The following is a 22,180-nucleotide window of genomic DNA, read 5'->3' on the forward strand; positions in this document are numbered from 1 at the left end:
GGCGTGGCTTCACACTGCCGGCAGCCCAACGGGCCGACAGGTGCATTTAGCGTGGGAAAGCTGCTAGAATCTGCCACTCTTTTTCAACGCATTGATGAGACATTGCAAAGATGGGCAGAGCATATCAAAACCGCAAGGAATCCATGGCCAAAACGGCCGCACAGAAGACCAAGGTCTACTCCCGTTACGGGAAAGAGATCTACGTGTGTGCCAAGGGTGGCGGTGTCGATCCCGACGGTAACCTGGCACTGCGGCGCCTGATTGAGCGCGCCAAGAAAGATCAGGTACCGGCACACGTCATCGACCGGGCCATCGACAAGGCCAAAGGCGGTGGCGGTGAAGACTATGATACTGCCCGCTATGAAGGTTTCGGCCCGGGTAACTGCATGGTGATCGTCGACTGTCTGACCGACAACGGCAAGCGCACCTTCACCGAGGTTCGTCAGGCCTTTGTGAAGAATGATGCCAAGCTGGGTGGCCCAGGCACTGTGGCCCACATGTTCGATCACCAGGCGGTATTTGTCTTCCCCGGTGAAGATGATGAAGTGGTGCTCGAGGCCCTGATGATGGCCGATGTCGATGTTGCCGATGTCGAGTTAGAAGACGGCATGATCAGTGTCTACGCCCCCAACACAGAATTCTACAAGGCCAAGACGGCATTGCTGGAAGCCTTCCCCGAGATCAACTTTGAGATGGAAGAGATCACTTTCGTGCCACAGAACATGGTGGAAGTGTCCGGTGAAGATGTCGCCCAGTTCGACAAGTTTATTGCCGCACTGGAAGACTGTGATGACGTGCAAAATGTCTATCACAACGCCGAGATCATCGAATAATCTCAAAGATTTAGAATATGAAAAAGGGACCATCTGGTCCCTTTTCTATTTCTGCATCAAGGTTAAGTTCTTGAATTAACGCAGTTCCATTTCCTGGATGATCTCGTGGGCTATTTCCGGCGTGGTCACCTCGGGTTTTTCATGAAGATCGGCCTTGAGTTGCCCCTTTCTGTGCTTAAGCGCCGCTTCCAGTTTTTTGCCTGCCTCGGCGATGGCCGGATACATGACTTCGTTCTTGCCGGAGGCCGCGACTGCCACCCCCTCGTAATTAGTTCGAATATCAACCTGATGTACGCCATGCTCTTTGGCAATGATGATGTCCAAGCCGATCAGGCTGGGAAAATGCTTGGCGATTTTGGAAAACTTCTCTTCGATATGGCTACGTACTGCTGCTGTGACTTCAACATGATGACCTGAAAGCTGAATTTTCATAGGTTTTCCTTTTTTCTGCTGATTCACTTATAGAGCTTGGGGCTTTCAGCGTAAAACACAAGGGCCAATGTTCAAATAAGTGCCTTATTCCTCTCTCATTTGGTCAAAATTAATCCAGAGTTCATCTTTTTGAACAGCTTTGCACCAATGGTGACCCCGATGTCACTTCCGTTTGAGCCATCTATATTGGTTTCCGAGCTCATTAGACCAATACTTCGCCTCTTTAATATCAAACCGGGTTAGGTTGGGCCCTAAGTTATTTACAGGTAAAACACGAATGGTAATGTTTATCATTAATTATTATTAAGCTAGAATCAGCGCACCAGTTTCCCTTAGTGGCCAATGCACTATCCGCAACAATGATGAAATCTCTATCTCTGTTACAGTTTCCCAGGCGCCATCCCCAAGCCCTGACCATTATCAGCAGGGCGCTGGCATCCATTTTGGGCGGTTATCTTATCGCTTCTTTGGCCTGTGCCCTATTGGCTGTAAGCCTGCCTATGAGCCGTATCGACAGTACAGTAAGCGCCATGATGCTGTCTTTTCTGATCTACGCCCTGGTGGTTATCAGGGTATTTTGCGTCAAACGCAGTTTGCGGGCCTGGCAAGAAATCCTGCTGCTGGCTGTCGCCTTGTTTGGCACACTGAAACTGCTGGGGGTTTGAGATGAAAGACAGCTTTTTCCGAACTATGACCTGGCTCCACACCTGGGTGGGTCTGCTGGTATGTTGGGTGCTGCTACTGGTGTTTTTTGCCGGAACCCTGAGCTACTATCGCCATGAAATCAGCCTGTGGAATCAGCCCGAGCTACACAAGGAGGTGTTCCAATCCTACGATAACACCCGCCTTGCTGAGCAATTGAGTCTGGGCGAGGATTATCTCAGGCAGAATGCGGTCAACGCCCAGCGCTGGCTGATTGAATTCCCCACAGAGCGCCACCCCATGTTGAGTTATGGCTGGCAACAGCCGCCGGAGCCGGGGCAGCGCCGCGGCGCCTTCAGTGAACATCTAGTCAAGGCCGATAACAGCGGCTATGTGACTGAAGTGCGGGAGAGCCGCGGCGGTAACTTCTTTTACCGCCTGCATTTCGATCTGCACTATATCTCTGCCATCACGGCACGCTGGATTGTCGGTTTCTGCACCATGTTTATGTTGCTGGCGATCATCTCAGGAATAGTGATCCATAAGCGCATCTTCAAGGACTTCTTCAGCTTCCGTCCCGGCAAGGGTAGCCGTTCCTGGCTCGATGCCCATAATGTCAGCTCGGTACTGGCGCTGCCGTTTCATCTGATGATCACTTATACCGGGCTTATCACCCTGATGATCATCTATATGCCTTGGGGCATATTGGTCAACTATGACAGTGACCGCCGGGAATTTATCAATGAAGCCCGTCCCGGCAGCAGCTTTACCCGCATAGCTGCCGCCAATGAAGCCGCGCCTCAATTGCCACTGGCAAGCTTCCTGCCCAAGGTGCAGCAAACCTTTGCCGAACTGCCGCTCAAGTCGGTGTCAGTGATCAACCCGGATGATGCCAACAGCCGGGTCATGGTCACTTTCAACACAGGCGAGCAAGTCACAGAACGGGAGCTATTTATGGTGTTCAGCGGTACTGATGGCGATCTTATCTACAGCACAAACAATGACATCAGCGCCGCCAAGGCGACTCACGACGCCATGATGTCCTTGCACACCGCCCGTTTCTCCGGCCCCGCACTGCGGGGGCTCTTCTTCCTTCTGGGGCTGAGCGGCTGCGTGATGATAGCCAGCGGCACCTTGATGTGGGCGGTAAAGATTCGCCAGAAACAACAAAAAGCCATCAGTCAGGGCGCCAAGCCCAGCCTGGGTCTGCGCCTGGTGGAAACGCTGAACCTGATGTTTATCCTCGGTCTGCCTCTGGGTACAGTGGCCTTTTTCTATGCCAATCGCCTGCTGCCGACCTCTTTGCCTAGCCGCAGTCAATGGGAGGTTCACAGTTTCTTTATTCTGCTGCTGATCAGTGGCTTGCTGGCTATCTGGCGCAGAGACAGAGCCATGTGGCGCGCTCAACTGGCGGCGCTGACTGCCGCACTGGCGTTCTTGCCGCTGCTGAACGCCCTGACCTCGCCAGCCAACCTGCTGAGCAACCTCGCGGCCGGTCAGTGGCAATTGGCGGGATTTGATCTGCTGGCGCTGACTTTTGCTGCCCTTGGCTTATTTGCCTTCAAGCGTTTGGGGAGGCAGCCAATGAAACAAACGGCCAAGGCCCAAAAACTCCAGGCGGTGCGCGGATGATGATTGCACTTATTGCGTTGACTTATCTCGCCTTTGGCCTGCTGGCCATGTCCATGTTTGGTCATTTCCGTGAAGCCATGGGGCGCGCTCCCAAAACTCTGGAAAGCCGCCTGCTGTATGCGGGCGGTTGGTTGGCCCTGCTGGCAAGCTTTGTGCTTTGTGGCATGGGGTATGGCTGGGGTTATGGCAGCATACTGTTTTTCGGCCTGATGACGCTGGCTGCCCTGCCTGTGGTTTTACAGCTTAGCTATCTCGGTCGCAGTCTGCCTAAAGCGCTTATGTTGGCGCCGGTTGTTTTTGTTGTGGGTTGGTTTATCTAACCAATTTTGGCTCAAACTCTGCCATGAAAAAGCGCTGCAACTGCAGCGCTTTTTAGTGCGTATCTCAAAATAAAGCCAGCAATCAGCGAGGATTTTTAGGGCTCTTACAGCCTTTGCCCTTACAACCACCTGTGTCACCGCCACCGCCGGTACCACCGCCCGAGCAACCGTTGGCGGTCAGGTAATCCACTGCATCCTTGGCCTGCACCAGACCATAACCTGTCTCGTCATCACGGCCGGCAGCGCCGAGATCTTCGGCGGTGGCACGCAATGCCGCACGAATGTCACTGTTGCTGCACTGAGGGAAATGACTCCACACCAAGGCCGCAACCCCGGCCACATGAGGTGTCGCCATCGAAGTACCGTCGAAGTAAGCATAGTTACCCGCGCCGATATCAACGCTTGCATTGCTGCCGACTGCCGCCAACATGGCCGCACCATCAGTATCACTCACACCCACAGACGGAATGGCGGTAACCACCTCACCCAGAGTCCCGTTTAAGGCCCCCGGCTCATTGTTGTAGATAATGGCCGCAACACCACCGCCATTTTCACAGGCGAGCACCTTGTCGGAGAAGGCGATATTACCGCGCTGAATTAAACACACCTTACCGGCGGCATCACACTGGCTCTCACCTGTGCCACAGTCAGCCAGAGTACCGGCGGCGCTACCTGTAGGTGAGCCTTCCATACCTATGGCTTCGTAACCATTGCCGGCAACAGCGGCAGCAGCTACCAACGCAGTGCCCATAGGCACGGAGGAAAGTACGCCGACACCCGGGCCGGAGAGCTCAACCTGACTGGTACGCTGTGAGAAATCCGCATGCTGCTTGTTGGCATCCACTGCGGCAACCGACACCACAGAGTTATAAGATGCCGGATAGGAGTGACGGGTATTGCCGTCGTTACCGGCGGCGGCAATACTCAGAATGCCGCGGCTGTCGGCGGCGGCAAAGGCGCGGTCCTCGGTGCGGCTCTTCAAGCTGCCGCCCAGACTCATGTTGATGACCTTGGCACCGGCCTGCTCACACTTGTCCAGTGCGGCAACCAGACTGGATGAATAACCCCAGCCATCGGCATTGAACACCTTGATAATGTGCAAGTTAAGATTGCCGTTGGGGTTAACCCCTACCACACCAACACCATTGTTGAGTGCGGCAATCGTCCCGGCCACATGGGTACCATGATGGTTTTCATCTGTGTACCAGTTACCGGTACCGGGATCATTGGTGCCATCGACATTGTTGCCCGACAGATCTTCATGGGCCAACTGGTAACCTGAGTCTATGATACAGACCTTCATATTGCCGGTCTGGGCGTCACTGAGTTGGTCGGCCTGCACCATGGGAATACCATAAGGCATTATCTGTGAAAGCGGGAAACGTTTCACATCCGCTTCGACATATTCCACGTTGGGATTGCTGGCCAGGCCCTTGAGAGCCTGGGCCGGAATAGAAAAAGCGGCGGCGTTGTGGGCCGACAAATCCAGTTCCATTTTGGCGCCCATGGCCTTCATCTGCGCCATAGTGCTGGGGCCTTTCCCCTCCTTGAACTTAACGATATAACGCTCATTATCTGCAGCCTGTGCACCGACGCACAGCGCCAGGGTGACCGCTGCTGCGAGGGGCTTGTAAAATGCCTGCATAATGTTCTCCTGCAATTTGTCTTTGATCAGTATTTCGATCTATCTCGAAACGTTATTTTTATTAACATATGAAACAATGTATTTACATACACTGTTGTTATAGCGCCGCCAGACTTGAGATGCAAGACTAAAGTAGGTGGAATGACCAAAGAATTAAGACCAAAGAACTAATGACGAGAATTTATACAATCATCTTTAAAAACAATGAATTAACACTACACCCTTCTTGATTTTATTGAGAAAAATCCAGCCAGGTGGGATCCTGATAGCCAGTGGCAGACAAGGGTTTGGCAAATAGGCTATAGTGGCCGCTACTTAGCAAACCGTCTCAAGGAGCATCCAATTGAGTTTTCATCTGACCGTATCCTGGCAAACCAGCCCGGCGCCCGAGGGAGAGTTCAATCGCGATCATCAGATAGACTTTGGTACAGGCCAACAACTGCTGGCGTCAGCAGCCCCCGAATACAAAGGCAATGAAGCCAAGGTCAACCCGGAAGAGAGCCTGCTGGCGGCATTATCGTCCTGCCATATGCTGACTTTCCTGACCATAGCTCACTTGAAGCGTTTGCCGGTCGAGAGCTACCGGGATAACGCCACCGCAGAAATCGGCAAAAAAGAGTCGGGTAAAATCGCCGTGACCCGCATGATTCTGAATCCTGAAGTGACTTTTGCCGAAGGTGCTGAGATAGATAGGGAAACATTGGAAAAGATCCACGAAAAGGCACATGCTAACTGCTTTATCGCCAACTCACTGGCGGCAGATACCGAAGTGGAAATCAATTTCTGAGCAATAAAAACGGGTGCCACCGGCCCGGGAACCACTTGGCCGGTAACACCCTAACACCTATACAGGGGATGCCAAATGCATCCCCTGTTTTTTATCACTGCATGCTTACTTAATATCGTCCGCTTCGCCCTTGGGGGGCATGGGGCGAGCATTCAATGCTGGTACCGGTTCGCGTACCAGTTCATCCTTGAGATAACTGATAGCCCGCTCAAGCTGGGCGTCTTTGCCATTGAAAGTGGCCAGAGGTAGGTTGTCTACCTCGATATCCGGGCTGACACCTCGGCCTTCAAGTACCCAGCGACCATCGATGGAATACTGAGGATACTCGGCAACCCGAGCCATGCCCCTGTCAGTGAGGCTGTTGCGGCCCGAGAGCCAAACCCCGGCGCCCGCCGTCTGTTTACCCACCAAGGGCGCCAGTCCCAGGGCCTTTATGCCAGCTGAGAAGGTTTCACCATCGGAGTAGGTCAACTGATCTGTCAGCACCACCAGGTGGCCGCGGAACGTCTGCTGCATGTTGACATAAGGCGCGCCTGTTGTGGGTTGCCAGAAGGCCCAGGCCTTACGCAGCAGCTTTTCAATGATCCAGCTGTCGATATTACCGCCACGATTGCGGCGCACATCGATAACCAGCCCCTCCTTGTCATAGTTGGCGTAAAACTCGCGGGCAAAGCTCTCAATATCACCACTGCCCATGGCATACAGATGCAGATAACCTATCTTGCCATCGCTGGCCTTGGCCACCTTATCGGCATTGGCATTGACCCAATCGAGATACCTGAGTTTGGCGTTATCACGGTTGCTGATGGCCTGCACTATTACCTTGTGCTGCTTGCTGCCGCGCTTGAGGCCCAAAAGCACTTGTTTGTCGGCCTGATTACGGAGCATAGAGGTGAGCTTCGCCAGGGTAGCCAGTTTACGGCCATTGATATGGGTGATGATGTCGCCATCGCGGACATCGACTCCGGGACGCGCCAGCGGTGAGGCCTGCATCGGCAGTTCAGGGTCGGTGCGATAGATATGGCTGACCTTGACACCATCTTTCACCTGACTCAGACGTGCACCCAGCTCGGCGGCCTTGGGCATGTCGGGATCCTTGGCAAAGTCACCGCCGCGCACTTGAGAGTGCAGCGCATCGAGCTCACCCATCATCTGAGTGAAGATGTCATTCAGCTCATGTCTGTCGGTGAGCCGGTCCAGCAATGGCTGATATTTGGCCTTGGCGGCTTGCCAATCGACCCCGCGCATCTTCTTGTCGAAAAAGGAGTCTCTGTGCATAAGCCAAGCATCTTCAAAGATCTGCTGCCACTCCTGATGCGGTTGAATGGCGAGTTGCCACTGGGATGTTTGCACCACGGCATTGCTGAGATCGCCCGGCAGTTTGTCACCCACTGGCACTATCACCATCTCTTTGGGATTGCTCTGCTTACGCAGCAATACCTTGCTCTGATCGGCCGAGAGCTGATAATCGCGCGCATCATCGGCGAAGGTTTCCAGCTTGGGGCTCAAAGGGTCAAACCTTACCAGCTTGAGCGCCGACTGTTCGCCTGTGATATCGCTATCGAGCAGATAGAGTCCCGAGTCCAGCACCTGCAAATTCTGGTAGTTACCCGCCTCTATGGGGACTTGCCACAGCCGCGACTTCAGGCCTTGCCAATCCACTTGCAGCTTATCGTCAGCGGCCTTGTCATCACCGGCAACAGCGCCTTGCAACTCGTTGGGACGTTGGAATGGGAAACGGGCATCCTGACTCAATGCCAGGGCAAAGATTTGGCTACGCTTGTCAAATACGGGGCCCATGTTGCGATCGCCCCAAGGCGAAGATGGAGTGGCCTGGAACTCACGGTTTGACAGGAAATAGAGCCACTGGCCATCCGGGCTGAAGCTGGGCGAGAAAGACTCGTACTTGTCGCTGGTCAGCATCTCGCCCTTGGCAGATTCCAGCGAGTAGAGCATTACCTGGCTGCGCTGGGCACCGACTTCCGAGCGAGTCAAGGCCAGGAAGCGGCTATCCGGCGACCAACGGATATCGGCATAGGGGCCGAGACCTTCGTTGTTGGTCACTATCTTCTTGTTACTGCCGTCTTTGAGATCCAGCAGCCATAAATTACCGGCATAGTCATCATGTGCCAAATAACGCCCATTGGGCGACAGCTCCAGGCTCATTCTCAGTGTGTTGCCATCTTGGGTCAGCTGCTTGGCGCCAGCGCTGCCATCGGCGGGATAACGCCAGATCTCCTGCTCACCGGAAGCATCCGAGATGGCATAGACCCAACGGCCGTCATGGCTCATCAGTGCGTTGCGCATTCTATGCTTGCCGTCCGAGTCCAACTCTACCAGGCGGGAACCATCTGTAGTCGCCAGCGCCACATGGCTGCGGGCAGTGATGACCACCTTGTCTCCTGCCGGGGCCAACCTGGCACTGGTGGCAAAATCGAGCGGATCTTTAACCCAATGTTCACGCCGCTCGGGGAAGTCTGAGGCCAGACGCAGATCCAGCTTCTGCTCCTGCCCGGAAGCCAGGTCCCACATGTGAATATCGGCACCCAGCTGGAACACTATGCGCCCGCCGTCCAGATAGGGGCTGCGCACTTCGAAATCACGATATTGAGTCAACTGTTTAAGATCTGAGCCATCGCTGGCCATAGACCAGATGTTGGCATTGCCATCGGCATCCGAGACAAAATAGACCCGCCCCTGCCACAGCATGGGATGACGCAGAGAGCCCTGATGCTCTTTGGCCAGCCGCACGGCCTCTTTGTCCTGCCCCAGTTGATAACGCCACAGTTCGCCCATGGCGCCGCCGCGGTACACCTTGGCATTATCCCCTGTGGTTTGCAGCCCAAAGCGGGTGAAGTAGACATACTCACCTTCTGGGTCAACCACGCCTTCTATGGCATCGGCCAGCGGCAGATCGCGGGTTGTCAAAGTATCCGGGTTTACCGAACGCAGCACCCAGTAGTTCGCCGGCCCTTGGGCATTGTCTGTGGCATAGAGAATTTCGCCATTTGTGGTCCAGCCCTGTAGCCGTACCTGGCTATTTTCGAAACTGACGCGCTTGGCAAGCCCGCCACTCATGGGGATCACATAGACTTCCTGGGCACCATCATAGTTGGCGGTAAACGCCAGCGATTTTCCATCGGCAGAGATCTTGGCATTCAACTCTTCGGCCGGCAGGCTGGTCAAACGGGCAGCTTTATCCTGCCCGAGTGTCTGAGTCCAGATATCCCCTTCGGCAGTAAACACCAGGGTGTTGTCATGAATCGCGGGCGAACGGTAATAGCCCTGACCCGCTTCTGCGGCATAGGCGGCTGCACTGCCCAAAGTTCCCAATGCCAGCATACAGCAGGCCACGGAGTGACGAAGTTTCATCAATGCCTCTATCTCTGTTATTAATCAGTTAGCGCGGTTTTACGAGCCCAACAAGTTAACAGAGAAAGCGGCGGGATTCAGCTGTTGCCGACGACAGAAGTTTTAGCAAATGTGTCGGCAGGCATACTGAAAAATCAAACTGATAGCGGCCAGCCGTGGGTAATTTTGCTCAAGGGTTCATTCACATCGAACAGCCTGATGCGTATGTTGTGGGCGCCCATGGCCGCCACTCGTTGTGAGTGCATGCAGGCGTAAGCTTCGGCGCTGGCTTCATCTTCAAACAGATAAATGCCACCGGCCTCGCCGCTGCGTGGGTTTTCGGTCCAGATTTTGGCAATGAAACCCGGCTCCCGAGTAATGGACTCGGCCAGAGGCTTGGCCTGCTCAGTCAGGGCATCGCCCATCATTTCGGTGGGAAATTCAAAATCGATTTGCAGTAGAGTGGTCATTCAACCCTCCCCTTGGTTTGCGGATAAATGTCAGGGAAGATGCAAACAAGTCATAGGCCTTGAACACCTGTCACTGTTTTAGCCGCTCTCTTTCAAGAGAGCGCCATGAGGACCTTCCTGATAAAATCATAAAACTGCTGCGCGTTCGCTACAAGGAGGCACAAATTGGTGGCATAGTTACCCTAAAGTAACTTGCGCCAAGCCTTATGACACTCAATCAGCAAGCCCCTCTCTGCCCGGCCTATCAGGTTCTGCGGCTGATCTGCGGCAAATGGAAACCCGCCATTCTGTTCCTGCTGCAACAGCAGCCACAGCGCTTCAGCTACCTAAAACGGCATCTACCCGGTGTCAGTCAAAAAGTGCTGACCGCTCAGCTAAAGGAGCTGGAGCAAGACGGCGTACTCACCCGTACTCTCTACCCTGAAGTGCCACCCAGAGTCGACTATCGTCTCAGCGCGCTTGGAATGGCACTGTTACCGCTGCTGGAGCAGATGCACCTTTTTGCCGAGCAAAACGCCGACTTGCTGACGGGAGAGGCCCAATGAAACCTGTGCCCTGGTTCGATGGTTTGAAGCGCTGGCATTTTGCCTTAGCCACAGTTTTATTGTTCGGTATTGAAGTATTGATCGCCCGCTACGCCCCGCCCGGCTTCATCCGCGGGTTTATCGGCGATCTGCTGGTAGTAATACTGATGTTTTGCGCCCTTAAAACCGTGAGCCCCTGGGCAAGTCGGCTGCTGCTTCCCTTGGTACTGGCATTTGCCTTCGCCATAGAGTTTGGCCAGGCCTTTGGCTTGGTGGATAAGTTGGGGCTGGGCCATATTCGCCTGGCACGAATCGTTATCGGCAGCCACTTTGACTGGCTGGATCTGCTGGCATACAGCCTGGGGTGTTTGCTGTTACTCCCGGGCTCCCTGGCGCTATCTTTCCCGGGGAAGAGCCAAGCTCAAAGTGCCCGGGAATAACCCCCTGAAATAGAACTCAGTTTCGGTACTTAACCCCGGCTTAGGCCAATATCAGCACCACCTGGGCGGCAATGGGACTGAGAATTACCCGCTAAGTCGGGCTAAAAGACCGGGAGCAGGTTGGCAGCTGCCCCCGTGGATTTGACGGTTCAAAAAGGCGGTTTAAAAATCACGGCTCAAAATAAGCTTAAACCTTGTAACGCCAGCTAGCGGGTCAGGCGGTTTATCAACGCCTGATGCTGAGGGAAACGCTCAAGCAGTTCATCACGGCCGAACAGCTTGAAGTCATCGAAGGTAAAGCCAGGTGCCACCATACAACCTACCAGCGAATAACCCGGATTATTCATTGCCGAACCAAAAATAGTGCCTTTGGGCACCAAGACCTGTGGCCGCTCACCTTTGGCCAAGTCCATCCCGAGTTGCGCCTCGGTCAGCTCACCCTGTTCGGAGATCATATAGATGGTCAGCGACTCACCGCTGTGGAAGTACCACATCTCATCGGCTGTAAGTTGATGCAGGTGGGACACTTCACCCGTCTTGAGCATAAAGTAAATGCTGGTCCACAGGTTACGGCTGTCATCAAACCGGCTGTCCGAGACGAATGAACGACCGAAATACCCGCCCTCAACATGGGGCTCAAGCTCGAGTGCCTGGATAACATCATCGGCGGTCAACATAAAAACTCCTGTTATTAAAATGAGGGCAGGCTCCCTGCCCCGTGATGGATTGAAACTGACTGGCTTCCCGATAACTCTTTTTAAGTTAAGCTCAGTCTTTAGCCTCAGTGATTCTCTTTGGCTTCGAGACTCTGCTCGAGATGCTCAAGCAAGGCTTGCCAGCGCTCGCTCTGCTCCTTATTAAGCGCTTGCGCACTCTCGGGCGCCGTATCCTGATGGATAAAGGACTGCTGCTTCAGTTGCCGCTGGGCCGCTTCTCCCACCTGGGCCGCTTCGTTTGGGCTCAAGCTCTTGGCCAAGGTATCCGGCAGCGTCAGTTGATAATCTGCGGCTATGCCTCGTACCAGCACTGCCGCCTGCTCAAGTTCACCGGCTTCGATGGTAGTTGTCAGCAGATCCAAACGGCCGTCGATATCCCTTGGCAACGCGGCCAGGGCTTGCTGCTGCCTGGGAGCCAATCTCGCTCTTTGCTGCACAGTGTCCTCTGCCACGGAGCGATTCTTTGCAGCACTTTCTTGAGGAGGCATATCCTGTTGCTGAACAGCCTGTTCCTGAGGTGCCGCTCGCTTGGCGGCCATGGACTGCGGCGCCGCCATAGGTTGCAGCCTGGCGGGCTGCGCCGCATCTTCAGCGCTATCTGGCTGCGGGCTGATTTCCAGATTAGCCGGAGCACTGAGCTGCGGCGCCGATGAGTTTCGCAGTTCGGGATTCAGAATAAACAACCCTGCCACCAGCATCACAGAAGCCGCTGCAGATAGGCCATATCTGTGCTTTTGCCAGAAACCGGGCGCCGGACGGATCACCTCTGGCGCTTGACGGCAGTTATCCCTCGCCTGCTGCAGAATTTGCTGATCCAAGGTCTGGGGCGGCTGCTCGACAGCACCTTCACGATAGAGCGCATCTATCTGCGACTCTGGCGTGGCAGCATCATCGCGTTTGTTCTCTGTCATTCAATGCTCTCCTGGGTCTTGCGCCCCAAACAGTCACGCAGACTCTGATAGGCATAACGTATCCGGCTCTTGGTGGCCTCCAGCGTCGCCCCGACCACTTCGCTGATCAGTTGCGCCGTCAGCCCGGACTCCTGATTAAGCAAGAAGGCTTCCTTCTGCACCTGGGGCAAGAGGCCGATGCACTCCTTAAGCCAGGCGACCTGACGACCTCGCAGCAGTTCGCTATCCGGCTCGGCGGTTTGTGGGCCCAGCAGATTGGCCTGCGCATCCGGCTCATCCTCATCTATGCTGAGACTGTCGACCGGTTTAACCGCCCGCACATGGTCAATCAGCAGGTTATGAGCTATCCGGTACAGCCAGGTAGTAAACTTGGCGCTGGGTTGATAACTCTGCGCCGCCTTGATCACCCGGCTCCAGGTTTCCTGATACAAGTCTTCAGCCAAGGCCATGTCACTTAACTGGCGGACAAAATACCGGTAGAGTCCGCCCTTGTGTTTAAGATAGAGGCGCTCAAAAGCTTGGGCATCCCCGGCGGCATAAGCCAGCATCCAGGTCTCATCCTCTCCACTTGGCATTCCCGTCTGCCTTTGCTGTTCCAAATTCTCTCTCCTGACCGGCAGCTTAATTGGTTATTGGGATGAGAGTTTGCCCCCACGCCATTGGGCTGTAAACCCCAATGGCGCAACTCTGGATCTCAGTTTTGCCTATGCCCCTGTTCCAGCGGCTTAAATCCGGCGGCTTGCATAGGTTCGAGCATGGGTTCGGGCATAGATTCGGCCCTGATTTTGTTAATCATGACTTTCTTAATCCCGGGTTACCCTGCTACAGAGAGCCCTGCCACGGTTTTGCGTCCGGGTTTAAGCGCGCCTTGCCCGGCCAACAGTGCGGCGCTGCGAGCCAGGCCGACAAACTCATGTCGATAACCGTATGGGTCTTCGCCCTTGGCCGAATCGGCAAGCTCGGCGACCCGGCGCCAGTCAAAGTCATGCAGATACACTGAACCGTTAAGCAGTTGCCCAAGCCCGGCTACCGCCGCAGCAAAACGCAGATCATCACTGGCGAGCGCAAGCGACTTGTGGGCCGAATCCAGGCGAATGGCGTGAGTATAAAGCTGACTCTTGCTATCTTTGCTACTCTCACTCAAGGGCGGTTTGGCTCGCAGTTTCAGATAGCCAAGCTCTTCACGGCTGTATTTTTCCTTGCCGCTGACAGGGTCGCGACCATAGCGCAATGCATCGTTGGCCAGATTATTTGAATCCGTAAGGCTGAGCTCATACAGGGCCGTCACCGCATGCCCTGCGCCCATTTCGGCGGCGTCGACCTTATCGTTGTTGAAATCCTCCCGCTTGAGGGCGCGGTTTTCATAGCCGATGAGGCGATACTCAGCCACCAGCGCCGGGTTGAACTCGAGCTGCACTTTGACATCCGACGCTATGGTCAGCAGGGTGCCGCTACGCTGCTCCACCAGGATTTTGCGGGCTTCGCTCAAGGTATCGATATAAGCGTATTGGCCATTACCCTTATCCGCCAACTGCTCCAACATGCTGTCGCGGTAGTTGCCTAGGCCAAACCCCAGAGTTGTCAGGCCAATCCCCTGCTGCTTTTGTTGTTCAACCAGCGCCAGCAGCTCCTGCCTGCTGGTCAGGCCTACATTGAAGTCGCCATCGGTGGCCAGCAGAACCCGATTTACCCCGCCACTGATAAAGTGCTTGCGGGCCAAACGGTAAGCTGTTTGGATGCCTTCGCCGCCATTGGTGCCGCCGGCGGCCTTAAGCTCAGCCAAAGCGGCGTCTAAGCTCTCTTTATCGGCGCCATTGATACCGTCTAGTACGACGCCGGCCTCGCCGGCGTAGACCACTATCGACACCTTGTCCTGTGAGGTGAGCGTGTCGCTGAGCATTTTGATGGCCGATTTCAGCAGCGGCAACTTGTCCTTCGATGACATGGAGCCAGACACATCCAGCAAGAACACTAGGTTGGCGGCGCCTATCTGACTGGCTGGCACTTCATAGCCCTTAAGCCCGATACGCAGCAACATCTTGCCTTCATTGTAAGGCGACGGTGCCAGCTCAGTACTGATGGAGAAAGGCTCGCCTTTGTCCGGCTGTGGGTAGTTGTAGTCGAAATAGTTAATCAATTCCTCGACTCTCACAGTGCCCTTGGCTGGCAATGCTCCCAGGTTGATACTGCGCCGCATCAGGCTGTAACTGCCACTGTCCACATCGACGGAAAAGGTCGATAACGGCGTTTCGCCCGCCACCATGATGCCGTTGGCGATATACACCTCCGAGCCATTGGCAAGCACTGTGGCGCTGGGATAATTCACATCCGCCAGAGTCAACTCAGCAGGCACGCTCAAGCTTCTTGGCTGGACACTCGGCTGGTACAAAGTCCGAGGTGATGCTGCGGCGCTGACGGCTAACTTCTGAGCTTGCGCATGGGTTATAGCATTCGCGATATCCCGCCCGGGGTCTTTGCTTGGCAGCACAGTAGTTTCAGCCTCAGAGGACTGAGCCTCACTCGCTTGATTGGCTACCTTGGGTGGCTCATGGGACTGCTGTGGCTGGCAGGCGGCTAACCCCAAACTGCCAACTAGAATGGCCCATAGGCTAAGATAATAGCGGCGCCCGGCAATGGCAGCGCTTTGATTTATCCCCATCTTCCCTTTGGTACTCACCTTGCATTTGCCTGGCAACATTGTCGCCTTCATAACATTTCTCCTTATTCGGCTATTGTTATTGCAAACGGATGCCAAGGACAAAAGGGTTATCGCCAGATAAGAAAATGGAAATAAAAAACCAAAGGCCATAGCCAAAAGCCTTCTTCTATCGCGAAAATAATCACTTAAACACCAAACATACTTCCACAATAAAAAAAAGCCTAAAATTTTGATTCTGAGTCAGACATCACACAAGGGTCATTAACGGAAGCCTAAAATAACGGCTCTTTTTTTCCCGGTCACAAACCGGTTCGATTTTATGGAGCCCTGTCGACGTGCCTCACATAAGCAATTTCAGAACCCAACTCTTTTCTTTACGCCTGGGCCATGCCCTGCGTGAAGTCATCGCCAAGGAAGGATACAGCGGTAAGCATTTTGGCCAGGATCTGATGGCCGGGGTCACTGTGGGGATCATCGCCATTCCATTGGCTATGGCTTTGGCTATCGCCAGTGGTGTGGCCCCTCAATATGGTCTCTATACTGCGATCATAGGTGGCTTTATCATCGCCATTACCGGTGGTTCACGCTACTCGATCTCAGGCCCGACCGCGGCCTTTGTGGTGCTGCTCTACCCAATAGCCCAGGAGTTTGGCCTAGCAGGTCTATTGATAGCGGGGATGATGTCAGGCGTTATCCTGATAGCCATGGCGCTGCTGCGCCTTGGTCGCCTGATCCAATATATTCCTCAGTCGGTGACGCTGGGCTTTACCGCCGGGATAGGCGTAGTCATTGCGGTTTTGCAGTTGAAAGACTTCTTCGGTCTCCCCATAGACAGCATGCCGGAGCAGTTTGGTGAAAAACTGCAAGTGTTGGTGCAAGCCTTACCACAAACCGACTTACCCAGCCTATTGGTCGCATTGGTCACTCTAGCGGTCATGTTGCTGTGGCCAAAACTGAAATTGCCGGTACCGGCGCATCTACCGGCCATCATAGTCGGCAGCCTACTGGCATTGCTGCTTGGCAGTTTTGGGCAAGAAATAGAAACCATAGGCAGCCGCTTTCATTATCTGTTGCCCGATGGCAGCCAAGGCAATGGTATTCCGCCCTTCTTGCCTAGCTTTGAGTGGCCTTGGTTGCAACCTGGACCAGATGGCGAACCTTTGGGGCTATCCTGGCAGATGATTAAGGCCCTGGCCCCGGCCGCCTTTGCCATCGCCATGTTGGGCGCCATCGAATCCTTGCTATGCGCCGTTGTACTCGATGGTATGACAGGTAAGCGTCACAGCGCCAACAGTGAACTGCTTGGCCAGGGGATAGGTAATATAGTGGCGCCCTTCTTTGGTGGGATCACTGCCACAGCCGCCATTGCCCGCAGCGCAGCCAACGTCAAGGCTGGGGCCTATAGCCCAGTATCAGCAATTATCCACTCTCTGGTGGTACTCCTGGGACTGGTGGCGCTGGCTGGCTTACTGTCCTTCCTGCCGATGGCGGCCATGGCGGCCTTGTTACTGGTAGTGGCCTGGAACATGAGCGAAGCTCCCAAGGCCTGGCAATTGCTGAAAACCGCGCCGCGCAGCGATATCTGGGTATTCTTAAGCTGCTTTTTCCTAACTGTGGTGTTCGACATGGTGATCGCTATCTCTTTCGGGATCATGTTGGCGGCCCTGCTGTTTATGAAAGAGATCGCCGAGATGACCCGGCTCTATGAAATCAATAACAATAAACGCTACATCGACCGGCCACTGCCGGACGACTGGGTGGTACTTAAGATTAATGGCCCACTGTTTTTTGCCGCGGCGGAGCGCATCTTTGCTGAAATCGCGCAGATGACTCAGGACAAACAGACCATAGTGCTCTATATGGATGGGGTGTCTATTCTCGATGCCGGTGGCATGGCGGCGTTGAATAAATTGATACGCAAATGCCAGAGCAATAATACCCGTCTGCTGGTCGCCGATCTGCAATTCCAACCGATCCGAACTCTGGCCAAGGCCAAAGTTCAGCCTATCGAAGGTGTACTCAAGTTCTATCCCACCTTAAGAGAGTTGATTGAAGAACAGGTGCCGCTCAGCACGGATGGTCAAACTCGTGCAGAAGCCCCCCAGAGCAAACCGGCACAATAGCGTTAACGTGCCGTTGCTTGTATCTTCCCGCGCCCGGTTTTACCCGGGCGCTCGCTTATCCTCCCCAAACAATAACCATCGCAAACTACTGACACAATTGTAAGAAATTGGCTATCCCCCCACTAAAGCGAATCTGCTAGTATGCGCGCTGACTAAAAACTCTCGAAAAAGTGCAATGCGGATCACCGCCACACGACAAAGGACTGGGGATGGAAACCAAACACACTAAGCTCTACCACCTGTTGAGATGGGGAGCCGGGCTGGGACTGCTCTGCCTAAGCCAACTGGCACTGGCAGATGAAGAAAAAACGGAGGCGGAGATCCGCTGGCAGACGTTGAGCCCGATAGCCAACCTGTATCTGAGTCAAGCCAATGCGGAAGACTTCATCGCCCAAGGGGATAATGAAAAAAACCGCTACAACAACTACGCAGGCGCCCTCGCCTATTACCTAATGGCCACAGAGCGCGATAGCAGTAATATCTGGGCGCCCTATCAAGCCGCCGGTACTCTGGCAATGCTGGAACTTAAAGAGCAAGCCATCGAAATGCTGTTGCAAGCCGACAATCGTGGCCTGTGGCAATATATCATGCTCGAGGAAGACGACGAACTTAACGCCATCAGAGACTCGGATGAGTACCGCGCCGTGCTGGATAATGTTAAACGCCGTTATCCTCAGCATGCAAAAGATGCCGGTACAGCTTATATCTACCGACCTCAGGGGGCTGCCCCTGAAGGTGGCTGGCCCGTGCTGGTCTGGTTATCCGGCTATGGCACAGAAGGCAGTAACAGCGCCCATATGGCCAAACTGCTGACAAGTGAACGGGCAATATTTATCGGGATCAACGGCACGGAAAAGCTTAATGAGCACAGCTTCCGCTGGGCCACAACCGAAACCGAATCCAGTCACCAGGCGGTGCAGCAGGCTTTAGCCCAGGCGGCAAAGACCAGCCCTGTCAACAAGCAGAAAGTAGCATTGATGGGCTTTTCCCAGGGTGCCCTTCACAGCGCGCACCTGCTGGCCAAACACCCGAATGATTATGTCGGCGCCCTGCTATTGTCGGCAGGCGGCATGCAAACCGAAATCAAGGCTTCGGCGCCCGCCGGTAAGCGACTGGTTATCTCATACGGCGAACAGGAGCACAGCAGTAATCTGGCGCTGGATAAACAGCTGGAACAATTTTTTAGCCCGGGTAATCAACTGCAGCTCAAACCGCATCAGGGCGGGCATTTCTTTGATGATGCCTGGCAGCAGAAATACCTGGATTATGTCAATTTCGTATTGGAACTCAATTAAGGAAGATTAGATGGAACTGAAAAGTGCCTCAGGTTTTAAATCCTATTTTACCCCCAAACGTATTCTGATTGGGGTGGGCGTTTTGGCGGCCCTGGGTATTGCCCAAAGCTCAGTATTGATGACGGATGCCGGTTACACCTATGTGCATCAAAACAATGTTACCGGCTCTTTGGATGTGTTCACCGAGCCCGGCATCCACTTTCGCATGCCGTTTCTGTCGAAAATAACCCGCTATGATCAGGTCGTTACCGTCTCCTTTGGCAACAACCAGGGCGAGGTATTCTACCAACGTCTGCCGGCGCTGCAGGTACGTTTTGCCGATACCTACACAGGCCAGGTACCGGCCACTTTCCGCTTCAAGCTGTCTTATGATCCCGAGCAGCTCAAGACCATGCATCGGGAGTTTCGCTCCAACGACAACCTGATTGACACCATGTTGATCAAGAACGCCCGCAACGTCACTGTAATCACCTCGACCCAATATACCGGCGAAGAGTTTTTCCAGGGCGGCCTCAATCAGTTCAAGGCACAATTGTCAGATCAGCTCAGCAACGGTATCTACACCACTGAGCGGCGCCAGGTTGAAGTCGAACAGGTGGATCTGGTGCCGGTGGGCTTCGATCAGGAGGATTCCAACAAGCTGCAAGCCACCAAGCAATTGGTGTGGAAGACAGTGCCTATTACCGACAAGAGCGGTAATCCGATACGTCAGGACAACCCGCTTAAACATTATGGCATCACGGTCACCCAGGTCACTATCGGCGATCCCAAGCCGGAAGATCAGCTTGACAAGCTATTGACCGATAAAAAAAAACTGGTTGCCGAGCGGATCCGCACTATTCAGGAGCAGGAAACGTCCAAGGCCCAGGCCAAGACAGAGCAGCTGCGCAAAGAGATCCAGCGTACCCGCGAAGTACAGGATGCCCAGCGTGCCAAGGAGCTGGCCGTTATTGCCCAGCAAAAAGAGGTTGAAGTGGCGCGGCAAATCGCCGAGCGTGAACTGGTGGAAGAACGCAAGAAGAAAGATATCGCCACCCTGAGCAAGGCCAAGGAGCTGGAAATCGCCCAGGCCAACCTGGAGATCCAGAAAGCCAACTCGGCCTCGGCCATGTTTGAGGCCAAGGCGATCCGTGAAAAAGGGATAGCCGAAGCCGACGTACTGGCGGCGAAATACAAGGCATTGGGTGCCCATGAGAAGGTGTATCTGGCCGAGCTGAACCGGGATGTAGCCAACGCTCTGTATCAGAACCTGCCCAACTTCAAGGTGGATATGCCGAAGAACTATATCAACGGCAGTGGCGGCAACGGCATGACCTCCAATCTGGACGTGATCACCGGCTTGTCGGCGTTGGGACTGATGGAAAAAAGCACCGTCCTTGGCAGTAAAGCATCCGCCAAATAACGGGCTGGCTAGAAGGTAAATTGAAGGGAGGCTTAGCCTCCCTTTTTATTCGCCTTCATTTCAGGTCATACTGATATGCCCAACCGCAAGGAGGCCTTATGTCTAAGCACTCATCCGTTTCACTGCGCCCGCTGCGCCGCGCTATCTCGCTTGCAGCGGCTCTCTCGACGGCGGCTTTGCTGACAGCTACTGTGAGTGGCTCTGCACTGGCTAAAAATTCAGCGCCATCGGAACTGAAGGATATCCGCCTGCCCCAGGGCTTTGAGATAGAAGTCTATCTGGATAATGTCGCCAATGCCCGCCAGATGGCGCTTGGCAGCCAGGGCACACTCTTTATCGGCAGTCGCGGCGAAGGTAAAGTCTATGCCGCAATCGATACAGATGCCGATGGCCGCCACGACAAGGTCAAAGTGATCGCCTCCGGGCTCAATATGCCTTCCGGACTAGCCTTTCGGGACCAGACTCTCTATGTAGGCGCCGTGAGCCAAATTCTCGCCTTTGACAATATCGAGCAACAGCTGAGTCAGAGTGCTTCCCCGAGCTACCGAATCTTTTATGATGACTTACCCTCAGATAAGCATCACGGCTGGAAATACCTCAAGTTTGCCGCCGACGGCCGCCTGTATATACCCGTAGGCGCGCCTTGCAATATCTGTGATGCCGGCAGCGACTACAGCAAAATAATCAGCCTGGATCTCCAAAGCAAACAACCGAGGCTCGAAGCCGCCGGTGTGCGCAACAGTGTCGGTTTCGACTTCGACCCTATCAGTGGCCAGCTGTGGTTTACCGATAATGGCCGCGACATGATGGGAGACGATATGCCAGCCGATGAGCTCAATCATTTGAGTCAGCGCGGCCAACATTTTGGTTATCCCTACGTTCATCAAGGAGATACCCTGGATCCTGAATTCGGCAAAGGTAAGCAGCCCGCCGATTTCAGCCCTCCTGAAGTCAAGCTGGGCGCCCATGTAGCGGCGCTGGGGATGACCTTCTATCGCGGCGACAGCTTCCCCAAGGCCTATCACGGCGGCATTTTTATTGCCGAGCACGGCTCCTGGAACCGGTCCAGCAAGGTAGGATATCGAGTGCGTTTCGTGCCGATAAAACAGGGCAAGGCCAGTGAACCTCAGGTGTTTGCCGAAGGCTGGCTCAAGGGCGAAACCGTATCCGGACGCCCCGCCGATGTGCTGCAGTTACCGGATGGTTCCTTGCTGATAGCCGATGATGCCAAAGGCCGCCTCTATCGCATCTTTTACTCGGGCTGATTTTTGTCCGAAACACAGTGTTCAAGGGCAGCGCGCGCCGTCCTGTCATGATATTATCTGCAGCCATTATCGCCCGGCCTTGGGAACAACGCCGGGTTAAGGACGTTGCGAACCACGCCTTGTATCCTGGCCTGTAAGCCCACGCAGAGCACTCATGGAACTGGTTTGCACCGTCCGTTACTGTACCCGACCTGGAAACAGGCAAAATATTATAAATAAAATCAGTAGTTAAGGAGTTATCATGCAAGCCCTCGTTGCTGTTGTAATGGGTTCCAAGAGTGATTGGCCCACCATGGAAGCGGCCGCAGAGATCATGGATTCTCTCAAGGTGCCCTACCATGTCGAAGTGGTTTCGGCCCATAGAACCCCAGACAAGTTGATGGAATTTGCCGCATCAGCAGCAGACAAAGGATACAAGGTCATCATAGGCGGTGCCGGCGGCGCCGCTCACCTGCCGGGTATGATAGCTTCCAAGACCCGCTTGCCTGTACTGGGCGTGCCGGTACAAAGCAAGGCCCTCAGCGGCATGGACAGCCTGTTGTCGATAGTGCAGATGCCCAAGGGTATTGCCGTGGGAACGCTGGCCATAGGTACAGCCGGGGCATTCAATGCCGGCCTGCTGGCCTGCCAGATGCTGGCAACTCAGGACTCGCAACTGGCCGAGCGCCTCGAAGCCTTCCGCGAAGCTCAAACCCGCGCGGTACTGGATAATCCGGATCCGAGGGAAGACTGA

20 protein-coding genes are annotated in these 22,180 nt (G+C 54.4%); 12 read left to right on the forward strand and 8 right to left on the reverse strand.

All coding sequences use genetic code 11. The annotated features are described in order from the left end of the window. The first annotated feature begins 110 nt into the window (after positions 1 to 110). A complete protein-coding gene (locus K5621_RS13795; RefSeq protein ID WP_071239219.1) occupies positions 111 to 833 on the forward strand; it encodes a YebC/PmpR family DNA-binding transcriptional regulator in 723 nt (240 codons plus the stop codon). Between the two features lie 75 nt (positions 834 to 908). Here the strand turns inward: K5621_RS13795 and hpf are convergent, their stop codons facing one another. Continuing rightward, positions 909 to 1,265, reverse strand: a complete 357-nt coding sequence (hpf, locus tag K5621_RS13800; protein ID WP_039033763.1) for a ribosome hibernation-promoting factor, HPF/YfiA family — start codon at positions 1,263 to 1,265, stop codon at positions 909 to 911. 359 nt (positions 1,266 to 1,624) lie between these two features. Between hpf and K5621_RS13805 the strand changes: the two genes are divergently transcribed. Genes K5621_RS13805 through K5621_RS13815 form a run of 3 tightly spaced genes read left to right on the forward strand, consistent with a single transcriptional unit; the run spans position 1,625 to position 3,859 of the window. Next, positions 1,625 to 1,930 carry a hypothetical protein gene (locus K5621_RS13805; protein WP_221049515.1) on the forward strand — a complete coding sequence of 102 codons (306 nt, stop codon included), beginning with the start codon at positions 1,625 to 1,627 and terminating at the stop codon, positions 1,928 to 1,930. A 1-nt stretch (position 1,931) separates the two neighbouring features. Further along, positions 1,932 to 3,539 carry a PepSY-associated TM helix domain-containing protein gene (locus tag K5621_RS13810; protein WP_221049516.1) on the forward strand — a complete coding sequence of 536 codons (1,608 nt, stop codon included), beginning with the start codon at positions 1,932 to 1,934 and terminating at the stop codon, positions 3,537 to 3,539. After that, a complete protein-coding gene (locus K5621_RS13815; protein WP_044734831.1) occupies positions 3,536 to 3,859 on the forward strand; it encodes a DUF3325 domain-containing protein in 324 nt (107 codons plus the stop codon). The genes K5621_RS13810 and K5621_RS13815 overlap by 4 nt, the downstream gene beginning before the upstream one ends. An 82-nt stretch (positions 3,860 to 3,941) precedes the next feature. On the opposite strand, the gene K5621_RS13820 is transcribed toward K5621_RS13815, so the two are convergent. Then, positions 3,942 to 5,504 (reverse strand): S8 family serine peptidase, encoded by a 1,563-nt coding sequence (locus K5621_RS13820; protein WP_221049517.1) that lies wholly within the window; start codon positions 5,502 to 5,504, stop codon positions 3,942 to 3,944. Between the two features lie 343 nt (positions 5,505 to 5,847). On the opposite strand from K5621_RS13820, the gene K5621_RS13825 reads away from it, so the two are divergent. Next, positions 5,848 to 6,291: an OsmC family protein gene (locus K5621_RS13825; RefSeq protein ID WP_100145248.1), complete on the forward strand. Its 444-nt coding sequence runs from the start codon at positions 5,848 to 5,850 to the stop codon at positions 6,289 to 6,291. A 105-nt stretch (positions 6,292 to 6,396) separates the two neighbouring features. On the opposite strand, the gene K5621_RS13830 is transcribed toward K5621_RS13825, so the two are convergent. Both K5621_RS13830 and K5621_RS13835 read right to left on the reverse strand, forming a co-directional pair. Continuing rightward, a complete protein-coding gene (locus K5621_RS13830; RefSeq protein WP_221049518.1) occupies positions 6,397 to 9,663 on the reverse strand; it encodes a S41 family peptidase in 3,267 nt (1,088 codons plus the stop codon). 134 nt (positions 9,664 to 9,797) lie between these two features. Continuing rightward, positions 9,798 to 10,112, reverse strand: a complete 315-nt coding sequence (locus tag K5621_RS13835) for a monooxygenase (RefSeq protein ID WP_100145244.1) — start codon at positions 10,110 to 10,112, stop codon at positions 9,798 to 9,800. A 206-nt stretch (positions 10,113 to 10,318) separates the two neighbouring features. Here K5621_RS13835 and K5621_RS13840 point away from each other — a divergent pair, with 206 nt between their 5' ends. Further along, on the forward strand, positions 10,319 to 10,657 hold the full coding sequence (locus K5621_RS13840; protein WP_100145242.1) for a winged helix-turn-helix transcriptional regulator: 339 nt from the start codon (positions 10,319 to 10,321) through the stop codon (positions 10,655 to 10,657). Next, the gene (locus K5621_RS13845; RefSeq protein ID WP_221049519.1) at positions 10,654 to 11,076 is read left to right on the forward strand and encodes a ribosomal maturation YjgA family protein; all 423 of its coding nucleotides are present in this window, start codon (positions 10,654 to 10,656) and stop codon (positions 11,074 to 11,076) included. Before K5621_RS13840 ends, K5621_RS13845 begins: the two co-directional genes overlap by 4 nt. 206 nt (positions 11,077 to 11,282) lie before the next feature. Here the strand turns inward: K5621_RS13845 and K5621_RS13850 are convergent, their stop codons facing one another. The 4 genes from K5621_RS13850 to K5621_RS13865 all read right to left on the reverse strand — a co-directional run bounded on the left by K5621_RS13850 (position 11,283) and on the right by K5621_RS13865 (position 15,413). After that, a complete protein-coding gene (locus K5621_RS13850) occupies positions 11,283 to 11,753 on the reverse strand; it encodes a cupin domain-containing protein (protein ID WP_100145239.1) in 471 nt (156 codons plus the stop codon). 104 nt (positions 11,754 to 11,857) lie between these two features. After that, entirely contained in the window at positions 11,858 to 12,703 is an 846-nt protein-coding gene (locus K5621_RS13855) for a hypothetical protein (protein WP_221049520.1), read from the reverse strand. Then, positions 12,700 to 13,278, reverse strand: a complete 579-nt coding sequence (locus tag K5621_RS13860; RefSeq protein ID WP_071476276.1) for a sigma-70 family RNA polymerase sigma factor — start codon at positions 13,276 to 13,278, stop codon at positions 12,700 to 12,702. The genes K5621_RS13855 and K5621_RS13860 overlap by 4 nt, the downstream gene beginning before the upstream one ends. A 239-nt stretch (positions 13,279 to 13,517) precedes the next feature. Beyond that, the gene (locus K5621_RS13865) at positions 13,518 to 15,413 is read right to left on the reverse strand and encodes a vWA domain-containing protein (protein WP_245003087.1); all 1,896 of its coding nucleotides are present in this window, start codon (positions 15,411 to 15,413) and stop codon (positions 13,518 to 13,520) included. A 284-nt stretch (positions 15,414 to 15,697) separates the two neighbouring features. Here K5621_RS13865 and dauA point away from each other — a divergent pair, with 284 nt between their 5' ends. From dauA to purE, 5 genes are all read left to right on the forward strand, one after another. Next, a complete protein-coding gene (gene dauA / locus K5621_RS13870; RefSeq protein WP_221049521.1) occupies positions 15,698 to 17,485 on the forward strand; it encodes a C4-dicarboxylic acid transporter DauA in 1,788 nt (595 codons plus the stop codon). A gap of 209 nt (positions 17,486 to 17,694) precedes the next feature. Further along, positions 17,695 to 18,780 (forward strand): alpha/beta hydrolase, encoded by a 1,086-nt coding sequence (locus K5621_RS13875; protein WP_221049522.1) that lies wholly within the window; start codon positions 17,695 to 17,697, stop codon positions 18,778 to 18,780. 10 nt (positions 18,781 to 18,790) lie between these two features. After that, a complete protein-coding gene (locus tag K5621_RS13880) occupies positions 18,791 to 20,182 on the forward strand; it encodes an SPFH domain-containing protein (RefSeq protein WP_221049523.1) in 1,392 nt (463 codons plus the stop codon). Positions 20,183 to 20,280: 98 nt separating this feature from the next. Next, the gene (locus K5621_RS13885) at positions 20,281 to 21,447 is read left to right on the forward strand and encodes a PQQ-dependent sugar dehydrogenase (protein WP_221049524.1); all 1,167 of its coding nucleotides are present in this window, start codon (positions 20,281 to 20,283) and stop codon (positions 21,445 to 21,447) included. A 241-nt stretch (positions 21,448 to 21,688) separates the two neighbouring features. Beyond that, a complete protein-coding gene (gene purE, locus K5621_RS13890) occupies positions 21,689 to 22,180 on the forward strand; it encodes a 5-(carboxyamino)imidazole ribonucleotide mutase (RefSeq protein WP_025010942.1) in 492 nt (163 codons plus the stop codon).

This window comes from Shewanella carassii (assembly GCF_019670705.1).
GTDB classification, from domain to species: domain Bacteria; phylum Pseudomonadota; class Gammaproteobacteria; order Enterobacterales; family Shewanellaceae; genus Shewanella; species Shewanella carassii.